Consider the following 16,527-nt stretch of genomic DNA (forward strand, 5'->3'; position numbering starts at 1 on the left):
CCGGCCCCGCGCGTGAACGCGCGGGTGGGCCGCCGCGCGACCCGTCCAGCCCGAAAATGACCCGCCTGCCACGAAATGGGCCCATCTACTACGTTTAAGCCGCTACCCTCAACCATGGCGAAAAACGCAAAAGCAAAACTGCAGGTAGAACGCCTGCGGTTTTCCGGAAAACGGGGGTATGGTCGGGGGTATCGAGTCAAACGTAGTAGATGGGCAGGTTTCGTGGCGAGCGGTTCCAGCTGATCCCTTGGGAACGGAGGAAAACGGATCATTTTGGTCTCGCGAGGCTTGCGGAGGCGCTCGTGCAGGGCCGCCCGAACAAAAATATGCCGGTTTACTACGATGAACTCGACATTCCCGACCATGACTGCATTTTTCTAAATATCGCAAGCGTTCTACCTGCGGTTTTGGAAGCGCGCAATTTGCCGTGGTCGAAGGTGGGCGATTCATCGTAGTAAACCGACATAGTTTTGAAATGGCATTAAATCGATAGCAGCCATTTTGCTATGCCGGGGTGGTCGGTTGTTGGGTAATTACCCTCGCAGGGAGGCGATGGCGATCTGCGTGCGGTTGCGTAGGCCCATTTTGGCAAGGATCGAGCTGATGTGGTTGCGCACCGTGCCTTCGCCCATGTAAGCGGCGGCGGCAATCTCCTTGTTATCGAGGCCGCGGGCGATGAGCTCGGCGACTTCGAACTCACGGTCGGTCAGGCTGGCAAAGGCGGCGGGTCGGCGAGGCGTGCTGGCATCGGCGCCTGTCCCGTCAAAATCGATGTCCTCGATCGCCTTGCCCTCGAGCACGCGTTTGCCGTCCATGACCTGCGCCAACGCCGGTGGAATAGCGGCGACATCGGTTTTGATCAGGTAGCCGCGGGCGCCCAGCTTGAGCGCCGACACAATGTACTCGTCATCCGAGAATGTTGTCAGAAACACCACGCGCGCCGCAGGGTCGCGCTCGAGGATCTCGCGCGCCGCCGATAGGCCGTCGCGTCCCGGCATCTGAATGTCGAGCAGTGCAATATCGGGTGCGTGTTCGGCATAGAGCGAAACCGCGTCGTTGCCGTTGGCGCCGGTGCCCACTACCTCGATCTGCGGCTGGGCGCCCAGGATAATCTTGAGCGAATCGACCACTAGGCGGTCGTCGTCGACAACAATGAGCCTCATCGGGCCTCATCTCCTTGCTGTTTGGGGACGGTGGCAAACACGCGCCAGCCGCCGACGCCGGCGCGCGGGCCGGCGGTGAAGGTGCCGCCAAGCGCCTCGACGCGCTCGCGCATGGAGCCGAGCCCCATGCCCTCGGCGGCGCCGCGACCGCCCGTCTGGGTCCCGCCCATGCCATCGTCGGTAACGATGAGCTGGTAAAACGATGGATGCTCCATGCATCGCACAGCAACGTTTTGCGCGCGGGCGTGGCGCATGGTGTTGGATAGCGCCTCGCGCAGGACCGCCGCAAAGCAGTTGGCGACGTTTGCGGGCGCATGTTCGGTCATAACTTCAAGCTCAATCTGCGGGCCGCCGTCCGAGCGTGCGCCTTCAACAATGCGTTCGAGCTGCACGGAAAGATCGACGGCGTTGTCGTTGAGCGCGTGGACGCTGGTGCGCACAAGCTGGAGCGCCTCGTCAACGGTGTGCTTGACGTCGGCGAAATCGGCGGCGACGCCGGGTTCATCGGCGTGGACTATGCACAGGGCCTCGGTCTGCAGCGAGGTACGCGTGAGCTGGTGCCCGACGTTATCGTGGATCTCGCGCGCGATGCGGGCGCGTTCGGCGAGCGTCGCGAGCTCGACTTCGTAGTCCTGGCGATCGGCAAGATCGCGGTTGCGCGCTTCGAGCGCGAGGGCTCGTTCCTGCAGCTCGTCGCGGGTGCGGCGCATGCGCTGCTGCTCGCGTTCCAACTGGGCGGTGCGCAGCGATAGCAAGGTAGCGGCAACCGAAAGGATGGCAGTCAGCAGGAGCGTTCGGGCGGTGAGCGCGTCGGTGCGAAGGTCCGCGACAAGCGCAAAGACAAAGGTGGCGCCAATGCCCAGCGCGGCCCAGGCGTGCTCACGGCGCACCCGCCGCGCGATGTCATAGAGGGCGAGAGGCGCAAACGGCACAAACGGCGGCACGAAGACAGCCGCGATGATGTAAGCGCAGCTCGCGGTCTCGCTCGCGCGCCGGGCGCTTTTCCCCTGCGCGAGCTCAGCCAGCGAGGTGGCAATAACGCCAAGGCAAAACGCCGCGACCAGGCGAGCGTCCACAGCAAGGCCCAGAGCGGCTGCGATACAGCACGCCAGCACAATCGATTTGTCGAAAAGCCTGTTCATACGGGTATTGTACGCGAAGCCGCGCGTGGTGGAGGGGCCGCCCGGGGCAACCGTGACATTCCTCCCGCGCGGCAAATCGGCGTCGATCGCTCGCGCGAGCGGGGGTTTCGCCTCCGCCCCCCCTCACTCGTGACAAAGCTCACTGGTGCGCGCCGCCCGCTCCTGCGATGATGAAATCGTACCGGGCCACGACCAACAGAAGGGCCGCCTCATGACAGACATCGTCCATGTCGAAAACCTCGTCAAGCGCTATGACGATCTTATTGCGCTCGACCACTTTAACCTGAGCATCGCCCCCGGCGAGATCTTTGGCCTGCTGGGCCCCAACGGCTCGGGCAAGACCACGTCCATCAACTGTATCCTGCAGCTGCTCGCCTACGACAAAGGCACCATCGAGCTGTTCGGCGAGCCCATGACGCCCGCCCGCTACGACCTCAAGCGCCGCATCGGCGTGGTGCCGCAGCAGGTGGCGGTGTTTGACGAGCTCACGGTGCGCGAGAACATCGACTATTTCTGCAGCCTCTACGTTAACGACCGCAAGCGCCGCCGCGCGCTGGTGGACGAGGCGATCGACTTTGTCGGGCTGGGCGACTTTACCAAGTTTCGTCCCGGCAAGCTTTCGGGCGGACTGGCGCGCCGCCTCAACATTGCCTGCGGCATCGCACACAAGCCCGAGCTCATCTTCTTTGACGAGCCCACGGTGGCGGTCGACCCCCAGAGCCGCAACGCCATCCTGGAGGGCATCTGCCGCCTGCGCGACGAGGGCGCTACGGTGGTGTATACCAGCCATTACATGGAGGAGGTCGAGCAGATCTGCAGCCGCATCATGATCATGGACGGCGGCCGCGTGCTGGCGCAGGGCACCAACGACGAGCTTAAGCGCATGATCCAGATGGGCGAGCGCGTGACTGTTGAGGTCGGTGCCGTCGAGGCCGCCACGGTCGAGCGACTGCGCGCCCTCGAGCACGTGCTTTCGGTCGAGCTGTCCGGCGGCGAGCTCGTCTGCACCTGCGAGGCGAGCCCGCACAATCTGGTCGACATCCTCGACACGCTGCGTGCTGCCGACGTGGCGCTCGGCCGCGTGTGGAGCGAGCCGCCGACTCTCAACGACGTGTTCCTCGAGATCACCGGCCGCGAGCTGCGCGACTAGGGGGCGGCCATGTTCAACACCATCATCACCACGGTCAAGACGCTGCTGCGCCGGCCGAGCACGTGGGTCTGGGGCGCTCTCTTTCCTATCGCGCTTTCCACGATGTTCATGTTTATGTTTGCGAACCTCAGCTCCGACGGCACGGTCGACCCGGTGCCGGTTGCCGTCGTGGCGGACGAGGCCTGGGATGCCTCGACCTTTAAGGATGTGGCAGCTTCGCTTGCCAAGGCAGGCGACGATCAGCTGCTCGATGTGAGCGAGTACGAAGACTTGGCTGTCGCGCGCAAAGCGCTCAAGGCCGGCGAGGTCGCGGGCATCTATACGGTTGATGCCGCGGGCACGCCCAGGCTCACGCTGCTGTCGAGTTACGACAGCTCGCGCGCCTCGTCGGTGCTCACCGACCGCAGCATCCTTGAAACGGTGGCAAGCTCGTATACGCAAAATGTCGAGCTCATGCGCCAGATTGCCCAGGACAACCCGGCGGCGCTCGCCGATCCGGCGGCGGTTGCGCACGCCCTGTCGCTCGAGGGCGGAACCCGCCGCATGAGCCTGACTCGTGCCACGCCCGATGGCACGGTCATCTACTACTACGCGCTCTTTGGTCTGGTCGCGATGATGTCTGCCGAGTTTGCCGCTTTGAGCGTCGTCGATTTGCAGCCCAATCTGTCGGGCCTTGGTGCGCGCCGCTGCGTGGGCGGCCTTTCCAAGACGGCGTCGCTGGCCGGCATCTTTGTCGGCTCGTGGCTGGTCTCATTTGCCTCGATGACAATCGCGATTGGCTACGTGCGTCTAGTCGTTGGCGTCGACTTTGGTGGGCGCGAGGGGCTGTGTCTGCTGGGCGGTGCTGCATCCGCGCTTGCCGCCACGGGCCTGGGGCTCTTTGCGGGCACGCTTCCCGTTAAGGGCGGCAAGGCGTCCAAGTACGGTATCCTCACGGGCTTCGCTACCACGTGCGCCCTGTTCGCCGGACTCTACGGCGAGCCGGCGATGGCGCTTGCCGACGATGTCGCCCGCGCCTGCCCGGCCGAGTGCTGGCTCAACCCCGTCAAGCTCATCTGCGACATGTTCAACCGCCTGTATTTCTTTGAGGATCTGGGGCCCTTCGCCGTCCGCGCCGGCGCGCTCGTCCTGATGACCCTGGTGTTTGTCGTCGCCGCTACGCTGATCTTTGGAAGGAGCCGCTATGAGCACCTTTAAGACCGCGCTTCGCATGGCGCTGGCGCACCCGTTCTACCTGCTCATCTATACGGTGTTCATCTCGCTCATGGGCGTATTCATCGCGGCCTCGGTGAGCTGGAACTCGTCGCAGCTTACCGAGTACAAGCCCTACGACACCAACGTGATCGTGGTCGACCGCGACAATAGCGACCTTTCGCGGGCGCTTACCAAGCACCTGGGCTCACGCTTTGACCTGGTCACGGGCATCGGCGACGACGCGTACGACCTTGCCGATGCGCTCTCCAAGAGCAACAGCGCCAAGGGCAGTGCCGATTGCGTGTTCTTTATCCCGGAGGGGTTTGAGGACGATCTTGTTGCAGCCGCCCGTGCGGGGGAGGCCCTGCCCAAGCTCGACGTGACCTACGGTTCCGGCACCATGGCGGCGGCGCTCTCGTCTGCCGAGGCCTCGCGCTGGATCTCGCTCGCGGGCGCCGCGGCGGCGCTTGAACCCGCTGCCTCCAACGGCGACGTCGCAAGGGCCGCCGAGCACGCGGCCGCAAAGCGCGCGGAGGTCCAGATCGAGCAGGTCAAGGTCGACTCGACTGCTGCTACCACGCTCGAGTCGTACTTCAACTTTGGCGCGTACGCGATCATCTCGTCGGTCATCGTGTCGGTGGGACTGGTGTTCTCGGGCATGAACGAGCCCGAGCGCGTGCGCCGCATGCATGCCAGCCCGGTCTCTGAGCGCCAGCGTTCGCTCGCTGTGTTCGCGGCCGCCGCCGTGCTCACCGTCTGCATCTGGCTCGTGTCGAGCATGATGGGCGTCGTGGGCTTTGCCAGCGCGGTTGCCGAGGTCGGCGTGGGTCGCGTGTGCCTGGCGCTGGCGGCAACGTTTGCCCTGGCGTGCACGCCGCTGGCCGTTGGCTTTACGCTGTCGAGCCTGGGCGCGCGCGAGGAGCTGCTCAACGGTGTGGGCAACCTGCTCGGCATGCTCATGACGTTTTTGGGCGGCGCCTGGATGCCGCTGTCGCTCATGGGCTCGGCCGTGCAGACGGTGGCGCACTTTGTGCCGACGTATTGGGTGAACGACGCGACCGGCAAGGCGCTCGCCGCGGACCTGACGTCTGCCGTGCTGGGCGACATCGCCTGCGACCTAGGCGTCACGGTGCTCTTCGCCGCCGCCATCGCCGCCGTAGGCCTAGCCCTCGCACGCGCCAAATCCCACGCCTAGCCGCCTAGTCATTGGGGACAGTCTTTGCCGATTCGCCGGCAGGGCTGGCAGGGATTGTCCCAATATGTCGGCACTTGGGGACCACTCATTGGGGACAGACTTAAATGAGCGATTTCACTCATTTAAGTCTGTCCCCAATGAATAGGTTGGAAAATAGTTCGCGCACGTCGCTTAAAAATAGTTCGCCGGGGTTTACTATTAGCCTAGAAAAGTAGCAGAAGGCTAACAACGGGGGATAGCATGGCGACAAAGCAAGCCTATGTCCAGGTCAAAGGGCTCAAGAAACACTATGGCGACGGTGATGCACGCCTGACGGTGCTCGACGGCATCGACACGTCCATCAACCGCGGCGAGATCTGCGTCATGCTGGGGCCCTCGGGCTCGGGTAAGTCGACCTTTCTCAACCTGATCGGCGGCCTAGAGGATGCCGACGGCGGCTCCATCATGGTGGACGGCTGCGACCTCACCGTGCTCAAGCCTGCCGATCTGGGCGAGTACCGCCGCCGCGAGCTGGGTTTTGTCTTTCAGTTCTACAACCTGGTGCCCGACCTTACCATCAAGGAAAACATCGAGGTCACGGCGCACCTGTCCAAAAACCCGCTCAACATTGACGACCTGCTGCGCTCGCTGGGCCTCTACGAGCACCGTAACAAGTTTCCGCGTCAGGTTTCGGGCGGCCAGCAGCAGCGCTGCGCCATCGGCCGCGCGCTCGTCAAAAATCCGGGCCTCTTGCTGTGCGACGAGCCCACGGGCGCGCTCGACTACAAGACATCCAAGGAAATCCTGCAGCTCATGGAGGACGTCAACCGCGCCTACGGCTGCACCATCATCATCGTCACCCACAACGCCGCCATCGCCCGCATGGCCAACCGCGTGCTGCGCCTGCGCGACGGTCGCATTGTCGAGGACGAGCTCAACGCCGATCCCGTGCCCGCCGCCGAGCTCGATTGGTAGGCGGCGCCATGACACCTCTCGCAAAACGTCTCCCGCGCGAGCTGCGCCGCAATGTCGGTAAGTACTTGGGCATCTTTTTGCTTATGTGCGGAAGTATCGCCCTTACCTCGGGCTTTTTGCTCGCGGCGCATTCCATCGGTTGCCTTATCGACGACATGCGCGATGCGTACACGATCGAGGACGGCCGCGTGACCACCTCCTTCGAGGCCACCAAAGACCAGCTCAAGGCAGCCGAGGATGCAGCCGACGACGTCGGCGGCGTCACGCTCTACAAGAATTTCTCCATCGACGCCATCATCAAAAAGGCGGCTGGCGACGACGGCACCAAGCGCACCCTGCGCACCTATGCGCACCGCACCAAGGTCGATATCGCGTCCTACTGTGAGGGCAGGCAGCCCAAGGTGGACGACGAGGTGGCCATCGACCGCGTTTTTGCCACCAACAACGACCTCGCCGTGGGCGATAGGGTCGAGCTCGAGGGTCGCACCTACACCATCTGCGGCATTATGACCCAGCCCGATAGCCAGGCGCTGTTCCTCAACAATTCGGACTTCACGGTGAACACCATCACGTACGGCGTGGCCGAGGTCACCGACGCCGGCTTTACCGCGCTCGAGGATGCCGGCGGCGCGCCTGCCTACACCTACTCCTTTACCTTTACCGACCGCGATCTCCCCACCGCGGATCGCATCGATGCGGAGCAGGATATGGTCGAGGCGCTGACCGATGCCGATGCGCGCGTGGACGATCTGATCGATGCCGATTCCAATCAGGGCATTGGCTATGCGCGCGACGACGTGGACGGCGACTCCATGATGTGGATGACGTTGCTCGACATCATCATCGTGATCATGGCGTTCGTCTTTGTGGTCCTTACCGACGCCACCATCGAGGAGGAGAGCGCCATCATCGGCACGCTGCTCGCCAGCGGCTATCGCCGTCGCGAGATCGTGCTGCACTACCTGGCACTTCCCGCCATCGTGGGCGTGCTCGCGGCACTTTTGGGCACCGCGCTCGGCGTTGCGTTCTTTACCGAGCCCATGCGCGGTCTCTACTACGGCTCGTACAGCCTGCCACCCTTCCAGGTGTACTGGAGCTGGGAGATCTTTGTGAAGTGCGCTGTGGTCCCCGCCGCCGCGCTCGTCCTCATCACGCTGGTGGGTCTGCTCCGCAAAATGGGCAAGACGCCGCTGCAGTTCCTTCGTCACGAGGCGAGTGGCAAGTCGGGTACCAAGCGCGGTCTGCAGCTGCCGGAACGCATGGGCTTTGTCTCCCGCTTCCGCCTGCGCGTCTTCCTGCGCAACCTGGGCAACTTCGCCACGCTCTTCGTGGGCATCGCGTTTGGGTCGCTGCTTTTGCTCTTTGGCCTGGCGATTCTGCCCACGATGACGCACTACGCGGACAACCTCGAGACGAGCCTGGTCGCCGAGCATCAGTACACACTCAAGGCGCCGCTGGAGCTCGAGGGCACTGCCGAGGAGCGCGAGCAGTGGTCGGCACTCGAGCGCTTGCAGTCGGTTGACGGCGCGCTGCTTTCTGCCGCCCAGGATGCCGATGACGAGCTTGACGGCGCGGCCGATGCGGCGCAGACGGCAGCCGATGCCGCGACCGCATCTCCGTCTGCCGAGAGCCTGACCGCAGCGCAGGATGCGCTTGCCAAGGTCCAGGACAAGAAGGATGCGCTCTACGCGCGCCTTGACGATCTTGCCGATGCCCTCGGCTGCAACCGCGATGAGGCTATCGACCTGATCGACAAGGCCTCTAAGATCGACACTGACAACGACGATATCCACCCGGTCAATACGACCGACAACGGCGCGGGCGCAATCGCGCAGGCCGAGAAATATGCCGTTTACCAGCTGCAGTACGACCGTGGCGACGGTAATGGCGAGGAGACGATTTCTGTCTACGGCATCTCGTCCGATTCGCGCTACTGGAAGGGCCTCGACGTCGGCGATGGGCGCGTTGTCTTTGGCGGCGGCCTGCTCGACAAGTTTGGCTGGAGCGAGGGCCAGAAGGTCACGCTCAGCGACAAGTACGAGGGCGAGCATTATTCCCTTGAGTACGCGGGCAAGGACTGTGCCTGGGGCTCCAAGTCGGACATGAATATCTATATGAGTATCGACGACTTTAACGAGCTGTTCGACAACGACGCCGCCTACTTTAACGGCTATGTGAGCGACGAGAAGCTCGACCTCGATGCTCGTTACTTTGCCGGCGACACCACGCCCGACGACATGCGCGCCGTGGGTGACCAGTTCATCGGCATGATGAGCAAAATGATCGGAATGATGATCGGGCTCGCGGTGTTTATCTTCCTGCTGTTTATGTACCTGCTGACCAAAGCGGTGATCGACCACAGCGCCCGTTCGATCAGCTACATGAAAGTCTTTGGCTATCGCGATAGTGAGATCTCGCATCTGTACATCCGCTCGATCACGCTGTGCGTGGCGGCGTCGCTCGTGCTGAGCCTGCCGGTCATTATTGGCTCGCTCACGGCCATCTTCCGCTCGATGCTGCTCGCCTACAACGGCAATATCGAGATCTACGTGCCCGCTTGGTCCATGGCTGCATGCGTCGGCATTGGCTTTGCGACCTACCTGGTCGTGGCGCTGCTACACACGCGCTCTATCAAGCGCGTCGGCCTGGCCGAAGCCCTCAAGGTGCAAGAGTAGCAATTGGGGACGTTCTTAAATGACTAGTCGTTGGGGACAGTCTTTGCCGATCCGCCGGCTCGCCGGCCGGACTGGCAAGGACTGTCCCTGGCGGCACTCATTTAAGTCTGTCCCCAATGAGTGGCCGTGCTTGACTTCAACCCCACTTCAACGGGTACCATCCTCTATGTCTGTAACGCCATATAGACCGAGGGGATAGATCTATGACCGCAACCGCACCCGCAGCACCGGCAAAGGTGTACTTCACCAACCTGCGCACGCATGCTCGCGAGAGCCAGCTCGACAAGCTCAAGCGCCTCATCCGCCGCGCTGGTATCGAGCGGATCGACTTTGAGAACAAGTTTGTCGCCATCAAGATTCACTTTGGTGAGCTGGGCAACCTGAGCTTTTTGCGCCCCAACTACGCCCGAGCCGTCGCGGACGTCGTGAAGGAGCTGGGCGGCAAGCCCTTCCTTACCGACTGCAACACGCTCTATGTGGGTAGCCGCAAAAATGCGCTCGAGCACATCGACACCGCCTACCAGAACGGCTTTACCCCGTACGCCACGGGCTGCCAGATCATCATCGCCGACGGCCTCAAAGGTACCGACGAGGCGCTCGTCCCGGTCGAGGGTGGCGAGTACGTGCGCGAGGCCAAGATCGGTCAGGCGCTCATGGATGCCGACATCGTGATCAGCCTCACCCACTTTAAGGGCCATGAGCAGGCTGGCTTTGGCGGTGCCATGAAGAACCTGGGTATGGGCGGTGGTAGCCGTGCCGGCAAGATGGAGCAGCACGCCGCTGGCAAGCCGAGCGTCGATACCACCAACTGCGTAGGTTGCCGTGCCTGCGAGAAGATATGCGCGCACAGCGCCATCACGTTTGACGGTACGCGTGAGCGCGAGCTTGCCAACGGCAAAACCCGTACGGTTCACGTTGCCGCTATCGACCACGATCGCTGCGTGGGCTGCGGCCGTTGCATCGCGGCGTGCAACCAGGACTGCATCAAGCCCGACTATGATGCCGCGGCCGACGTGCTCAACTACAAGATCGCTGAGTACACGAAGGCCATTGTTCAGGATCGCCCCAGCTTCCACATCTCGCTTGCCATGGACATCAGCCCCAACTGCGACTGCCACCCCGAAAACGACACGCCCATCGTCAACGACATCGGCATGTTCGCGAGCTTCGACCCGGTCGCCATCGACCAGGCCTGCGCCGACGCCGTCCTGGCGTCCGAGCCGCTGCCTAACACCGAGCTTACCGACAGCGCGGCCAAGATGGAGCATAATCACGAGCATCTGGAGGGCGAGCAGGCCAAGGATCCCTTCTGCATCACGCATCCCGACACCGACTGGCGCGCGTGCATCGCGCATGCCGAGAAGATCGGCCTGGGCACGAGCAAGTACGAGCTCATCGAGGTCAAATAGCATCTAGTTATTGGACATATCAAGCGCATTCGTGGCTTAATTCAAGCAAAATCCGCCCGCGAGCACAGCGCTCGCGGGCGGATTTTCGGAAGTGCTAGGGGTCAGATAGACCAGTAAACCGTACTATTTGCCTAAAAATTCTCGTCGAGGAAGTCGTCGACCGTATTCCAGTAGAGCTCGGGGTCGACTTGCGCGCTCTTGGCATGGGTGGCGCCGTGGATAGTGAGCTTTTGCTTGACCTTGCTGGCGCACGCCTCGTAGTTTTGGTCGAGCATGCTGTATGGTACAAAGGTGTCTTGGTCACCGTGGATAAAAAGCATGGGAACCGTCGCGCGCTTGAGCTGTTCCACGCTGCTCGCCTTATGAAAGTCGTAGCCTGCGCGCACGTTGCATACCAGGTTGGCCACATCGAGCAAGGGAAAACTGGGCAGGCCAAATACATCCTTGAGCTGCAGAGAAAACTCGTCCCAAACGCTTGTATAGCCGCAGTCCTCGATAATGCATTTCACATTTGCGGGCAGAGATTCCCCCGCTACGTTCATGGCAGTCGCCGCGCCCATCGACTCGCCAAAGACCAGGATGCGCGCCTTGGGATCGGCCGCAACAATCCGCCCGATCCACGCGACGACATCGAGTCGCTCGGGCCAGCCCATGCCGATGTAGTCACCGCCGGAACGCTCGTGGGCGCGGGCGGCGGGTGCGAGTACGTTCATGCCGCGGTCGTGGAATCGCTTGACGTATCGGGCCATACCGATGGGCTCGTTGGTATATCCATGCAGGCAGACGGCGTAGTCGTGCGTGCTCTCCGACGCAGCAAAATACCAGGCGGCAAGCTCGGTCCCGTCGTCCGCGGTGAGGCTGCTGCTCTCGCGGTTTTCCTTAAACCACGCCCGTGCCTCGCCCTCCTCGGCGTCAATCTGCTCGCCCTTTTCGGCGTCCTTGCCGTCCTGCATCATCTTCATGGTGTAGGGCGCTTGGGGATTCAGGGCAAAGTCGAACAAGAAGTTGCCGGCAAACCCCAGCAGCGCGACAACGAGCACCAGTGCAACGATGCCGGCTATCTTGAGCTTTCGATGGGAATGTGCGTTTTGAGCCATGCGGTATTCTCCTATAAGATGTTAATGCATCAACATTTAATGCAAGCGCATTATGGACGTTCGCCGTTGATGCGTCAACAGGCAAAGAATGGGTAAACAAAGGGTCACGTATGGTGCAAATTTCGCACGCACCCAGACGCTTTGATATAGTGTTGAGAACTCTTTACGTTGGAGGATGTAACCGGCATGTCCGATTCGAGCGACAGTTCCAAGCCGCGACCCAAGGCCGCGGCCGTTCCGCACTACACGGTGGGCGAGGAGATCATGAACTCCGTCACCCATGGTGTCGGCTGCTTGCTGGGTATCGCGGGTCTGGTGCTCCTGATCGTATTCGCTGCACTGCGCGGCGGTGGCCCGGCCCACATGGCCGCGGCAATCGTCTACGGCGCCAGTATTATTCTCGAATACCTAGCCTCCACGCTCTACCATGCGATTCAACCCGCGCGCGCCAAGCGCGTGTTCCGCATCATCGACCACAGCTGCATCTACCTGCTCATAGCCGGCAGCTATACGCCGTTTTGCCTCATCACGCTCGCAAACGACGGCGGCGCCGTGCTGTTCTTTGCCGTATGGGCCATCGCCATTATCGGCATCGCCCTCGAGTGCTTTATGCGCGAGCGTCAACCGCACTGGGCAAGCGGCCTGGTCTACCTGCTGATGGGCTGGCTCGTTGTCTTTAAGCTGCCCGAACTTGTGGCGCTGCTCAACCCCGTGGCACTTGCCCTGCTCGCCGTCGGCGGCGTGTGCTACACCGCGGGCGTGCCGTTCTATATCGCCAAAAACGTGCGCTATCTGCACAGTGTTTTCCACTTGTGGGTGCTCGCCGGCAGCATCTTCCAGTTCATGGCGGTGATCCTCTTCGTAATCTAGCGACCGCGCCCACGGCCCCGCTCGCACGGGCGACCGGCGCAATTGCCCTATCCGTCACCTACGCTTACTACCCAACGTCCCGAATCTTGGAGGTTCGAGAAACTCCCGATGGACATAACCATCTCCCTTATCACCACCCTCGTTTTGACCCTCATCAACGGCTACTTCTCTATGTCCGAGATGGCTCTCACCACGGCTAAGTGCGCCGTGCTGGAGCACGATGCCGAGGAGGGCGATAAGCGCGCCGAGCGCGCCGTCCAGCTCGCCGCCGACTCCGATCAGCTGTTGGCTACCATCCAGGTCGCCATCACGCTCGTGGGCTTCGCCTCGTCCGCCGTCGCCTCGACGAGCCTGTCCGATCCGCTCGCCACGTGGCTCATGAGCTTTGGCATCGCGCCGCTTTCCGCCATCGCAAGCGGCCTGGCGCCGGTCATCATCACCGTCGCCGTCGCCTTTGTGTCCATCGTGATCGGCGAGCTCGTCCCCAAGCGCATCGGCCTGGCCAATGCCGAGGGCGTGTCCAAGCAGGTCGTGGGACCGTTGTCGTTTTTCCAAAAGATCGCCCGCCCGCTCGTGTGGCTGACCGGTGCCTGCTCCGACGGCCTAGCCCGCATCCTGCGCATCAAGAGCGCCGACGACCGTCAGAACGTCTCGGAAGAAGAGATCAAGTACATGGTCTCGGAGCAGGACGACCTGCTCGACGAGGAAAAGCGCATGATCCACGAGATCTTCGATCTGGGCGACACCGTGGCTCGCGAGGTCATGGTGCCGCGCGTGGACACCACCATGTGCGAGGACGACGAGACGGTCGCCGACGTGCTGTCCACCATGCGCCAGACCGGCTTCAGCCGCATCCCCGTCTATCACGAGGACCCCGACAACGTCGCGGGCATCGCGCACATCAAGGACCTGATCCAGCCCGCGCTCGACGGCAAGGGCGACCAGCCCATCGCCGATTACCTGCGCGATGCCACCTTTGTGCCCGACACCAAGGACATCCTGCCGCTGCTGTCAGAGATGCAGACCTCGCACGACCAGATCGTGGTCGTCGTGGACGAGTACGGCGGCACGGCCGGCATCATCACCATCGAAGACATCGTCGAGGAGATCGTCGGCGAGATCGAGGACGAGTTCGACCCCGACAACAAGTATCTCACGCGCCTTTCGCGCCGCGAGTGGCTCGTCGATGGGCGTTTTTCGTGCGATGACGCGATTGAGCTTGGTTGGCCGCTCGAGGAAAGCGATGATTATGAGACCATCGCCGGCTGGATCTTGGAGCTTTGTGACTCGGTGCCCGACATCGGAGAGGTGTTTGAGGTCGCGGGGTACAAGTTTAAAGTGCAGTCGATGCGTGGCCAGCGCATCTCGCTCATTCGCGTGATCGCTCCGGCCGAAACCGATAAGAAGGATTCCGAGTCTTCGGTAGACGAGCCGACGACGTCGGGTGCGGGTTCCGCGAATCCGCACGACGGCGACGAGTAGGACAAGGAAGAGTAGGGGAGAGTTATGGCAGGCCTGTTCAACATCCTTAAGGTCACCGTCAGCGAGGACAAGATTTGCGCGCATGTGCTGGTGAACCCCGGCATGCCGCTCATGACCTCGGAGGACATCGAGGCCACGGCGCGCGTGTACTACCTGGTACCGGCGATTGCCAAGCACCTGTGCCTGGGCGATTCCGGCCGCGAGTTCCAGGACTGCATGGGTCAGACCGAGCTCTGCCACCTGCTGGAGCATGTGACGGTTGAGCTCATGAACGAGACCGGTCTTGCCGGTAGCATCTCGTGCGGCCGCACGCGCGTAAGCGAGCATGACGAGCGTGTCTTTGAGGTCGAGCTTTCGTGCCCCGATGACGCACTGGCCATCGGTGCGCTGTCGTCGGCCACCTTTATGATGGACTGGGCGTACCTGCACGCCGACCAGCCTGCCCCCGACGTGGAAGGCACGGTCGCGGGCCTACGCAACCTGGTGCTGGGCATGCGCGCCGAGGCCGAGGGCAAGGATCCTCACGAGGCCGTCGCCGCTGCGAACGGCGAAGATACTGCCGAGGACGAGGGCGCTGACGAGGGCGATGTGCCGGTTGACGCCGAGCCCGTTGCCGATGCGACCGCCGAGCCCGTTTCCACCGAGCCCCAGGGCGTCCCCAACTTTGACGACGAGCCCCAGGTGGCGATTGATACCGAGGGCGCGGTTGCCGAGAACCACGAGGCCTCCGCTGCCGTCTTTGGCGGTGCGGCGACGGTTCCGGCGGGACCTGCGCATGAGGGCGGCCTGCCGCTCGTGGACGGCGCCGGCGAGGACCCGGGTGCCACGGTGGCCATGCCGGCTATGCCTCAGGAGTAGGCCTACGCGTTTATCACCATCACGTACCTGCGCCTTTGCCGTACGCAGATGAGCGGAACGGCAAGTGATGCGCTGCGGGTATAATGGACAGCATTCAAACGGTGGGCACCGACGTGCCCGCAGGAGAGGAATGATCATGGGTAAGACTTTCAGCTTTGTCTCCGGCGCACTTTTTGGTGCCGCTGCCGGCGCTATTATCGGTGTTGCTCTGGCCCCGCGCTCGGGTGCCGAGACCCGCGCCATGGCCGCCGATATCGCCAACGACGCCTGGGACAATATGCGCGACACCTACGAGCACGGCGCCGAGGAGGCCCGTGCTGCGGTGAATGACTTTGGCCCGATGGTCGACGCCAAGACCGACGACCTGCGCGCCAAGGTCGACCTGGCCCGCGAGCGCATGGACCAGCTGCGCGAGCAGCTCAACGACGCCATTTCGGGTGGCAACGTGACGCCTGCCGCCGACGTCGTGGTCGAGAACGCCGTCGAGGCTGATGCCGGGGCTGCGGAACCCTCGACCGAGGCATAATGCGCGCTGGGGATTTTGTCGGCGCCAAGATCTATCGCAAGCCTACCGAGGACAAGCGCACCAAAAAGGACGGCACGCCGCGCAGCCCCAAAAAGCTCGGAAAGATTCACTTTCCGGTCTTTACCCCGGGCGGTACGCGCGTGGTCGGCTTTATGGTCCGCCAGTCCGATATCGCGGGCATGATCGAGCGTCCCGACCGATTCGTAGCGCTCGACGCCATTGGTGTCTACGAGGGCGCCATTGCGGTCGATGACGTCAAGGACACGTACGATGCCGCCGCCGCCAAGCGCCTCGACATCAACCTGGACGATTGCATCATCTGGGTCGGTATGGACGTGCGCACGGAATCGGGCGACGTCGTGGGCTATTGCTCGGACGTTGAGTTCAAGCCGCGCTCGGGCATCGTGCAGGCATTCTATGTGACCGCCGGTGCTGCTTCGAGTGTTTTGGTTGGTGACACGCAGGTGCCGCCGACGATGCTGCGCGGCTACGAGAACGGCGCGATGGTCGTCTCGGACGAGGTCAAGTCGCTCGGGTATTCGGGCGGTGCGGCTGCCAAGGCCGCCGAGGCCAGCGTCGTGGTGGGCGACAAGGTCAAAAAGGGCGCCAAGGTGCTCGACGACAAGGGATCGGTCGCCGTGGACAAAGGCAGTCGCGCACTGGGCAAGCAGCTCGGCAAGACGCGCGGCATGTTCAAGGCCTTTAAGGACGAATACCAAAAGGCGAGCGGAGGCTCGTCAAAAGCTACAAAATAGCGACGTACCAAATGATGGGAGGCAAGCCGGAGACCTGTTGCTCCGGCTTGCTGTGTT

General features: G+C 62.6%; 15 protein-coding genes. 12 read left to right on the top strand and 3 right to left on the bottom strand.

Annotated elements, in window-relative coordinates; all coding sequences use genetic code 11:
• The first annotated feature begins 209 nt into the window (after positions 1-209).
• Positions 210-455: a hypothetical protein gene (locus tag PMX72_RS08190; protein ID WP_271729634.1), complete on the top strand. Its 246-nt coding sequence runs from the start codon at positions 210-212 to the stop codon at positions 453-455.
• A gap of 78 nt (positions 456-533) precedes the next feature.
• Here the strand turns inward: PMX72_RS08190 and PMX72_RS08195 are convergent, their stop codons facing one another.
• Both PMX72_RS08195 and PMX72_RS08200 read right to left on the bottom strand, forming a co-directional pair.
• Complete coding sequence (locus PMX72_RS08195) at positions 534-1,163, bottom strand: response regulator (protein WP_238057409.1); 630 nt, start codon at positions 1,161-1,163, stop codon at positions 534-536.
• Positions 1,160-2,305: a sensor histidine kinase gene (locus PMX72_RS08200; protein ID WP_117778699.1), complete on the bottom strand. Its 1,146-nt coding sequence runs from the start codon at positions 2,303-2,305 to the stop codon at positions 1,160-1,162. The genes PMX72_RS08195 and PMX72_RS08200 overlap by 4 nt, the downstream gene beginning before the upstream one ends.
• Before the next feature lie 211 nt (positions 2,306-2,516).
• Between PMX72_RS08200 and PMX72_RS08205 the strand changes: the two genes are divergently transcribed.
• The 6 genes from PMX72_RS08205 to PMX72_RS08230 all read left to right on the top strand — a co-directional run bounded on the left by PMX72_RS08205 (position 2,517) and on the right by PMX72_RS08230 (position 10,882).
• The gene (locus PMX72_RS08205) at positions 2,517-3,455 is read left to right on the top strand and encodes an ABC transporter ATP-binding protein (RefSeq protein WP_117773693.1); all 939 of its coding nucleotides are present in this window, start codon (positions 2,517-2,519) and stop codon (positions 3,453-3,455) included.
• Between the two features lie 9 nt (positions 3,456-3,464).
• On the top strand, positions 3,465-4,652 hold the full coding sequence (locus PMX72_RS08210) for an ABC transporter permease (protein ID WP_271729633.1): 1,188 nt from the start codon (positions 3,465-3,467) through the stop codon (positions 4,650-4,652).
• Entirely contained in the window at positions 4,639-5,844 is a 1,206-nt protein-coding gene (locus PMX72_RS08215) for an ABC transporter permease (RefSeq protein WP_271729632.1), read from the top strand. Before PMX72_RS08210 ends, PMX72_RS08215 begins: the two co-directional genes overlap by 14 nt.
• A 240-nt stretch (positions 5,845-6,084) precedes the next feature.
• Positions 6,085-6,798 (top strand): ABC transporter ATP-binding protein, encoded by a 714-nt coding sequence (locus tag PMX72_RS08220; RefSeq protein ID WP_271729631.1) that lies wholly within the window; start codon positions 6,085-6,087, stop codon positions 6,796-6,798.
• An 8-nt stretch (positions 6,799-6,806) separates the two neighbouring features.
• Positions 6,807-9,473: an ABC transporter permease gene (locus PMX72_RS08225; RefSeq protein WP_271729630.1), complete on the top strand. Its 2,667-nt coding sequence runs from the start codon at positions 6,807-6,809 to the stop codon at positions 9,471-9,473.
• A gap of 203 nt (positions 9,474-9,676) precedes the next feature.
• Entirely contained in the window at positions 9,677-10,882 is a 1,206-nt protein-coding gene (locus PMX72_RS08230; RefSeq protein ID WP_271729629.1) for a DUF362 domain-containing protein, read from the top strand.
• A 131-nt stretch (positions 10,883-11,013) separates the two neighbouring features.
• Here PMX72_RS08230 and PMX72_RS08235 read toward each other — a convergent pair whose 3' ends face one another.
• A complete protein-coding gene (locus PMX72_RS08235) occupies positions 11,014-11,979 on the bottom strand; it encodes an alpha/beta hydrolase (protein ID WP_271729627.1) in 966 nt (321 codons plus the stop codon).
• A 186-nt stretch (positions 11,980-12,165) separates the two neighbouring features.
• Here PMX72_RS08235 and trhA point away from each other — a divergent pair, with 186 nt between their 5' ends.
• From trhA to PMX72_RS08260, 5 genes are all read left to right on the top strand, one after another.
• Entirely contained in the window at positions 12,166-12,849 is a 684-nt protein-coding gene (gene trhA / locus PMX72_RS08240) for a PAQR family membrane homeostasis protein TrhA (protein ID WP_271729626.1), read from the top strand.
• 108 nt (positions 12,850-12,957) lie between these two features.
• Complete coding sequence (locus tag PMX72_RS08245) at positions 12,958-14,331, top strand: hemolysin family protein (protein WP_271729625.1); 1,374 nt, start codon at positions 12,958-12,960, stop codon at positions 14,329-14,331.
• A gap of 24 nt (positions 14,332-14,355) precedes the next feature.
• Positions 14,356-15,189, top strand: a complete 834-nt coding sequence (locus tag PMX72_RS08250) for a cyanophycin synthetase family protein (protein WP_231500760.1) — start codon at positions 14,356-14,358, stop codon at positions 15,187-15,189.
• A gap of 136 nt (positions 15,190-15,325) precedes the next feature.
• Positions 15,326-15,715: a YtxH domain-containing protein gene (locus tag PMX72_RS08255; protein WP_117583713.1), complete on the top strand. Its 390-nt coding sequence runs from the start codon at positions 15,326-15,328 to the stop codon at positions 15,713-15,715.
• Complete coding sequence (locus PMX72_RS08260; protein WP_055252569.1) at positions 15,715-16,470, top strand: PRC-barrel domain-containing protein; 756 nt, start codon at positions 15,715-15,717, stop codon at positions 16,468-16,470. Before PMX72_RS08255 ends, PMX72_RS08260 begins: the two co-directional genes overlap by 1 nt.
• Positions 16,471-16,527: the final 57 nt, after the last annotated feature.

Source organism: Collinsella aerofaciens (assembly GCF_028207065.1).
Lineage (GTDB): Bacteria > Actinomycetota > Coriobacteriia > Coriobacteriales > Coriobacteriaceae > Collinsella > Collinsella aerofaciens_AR.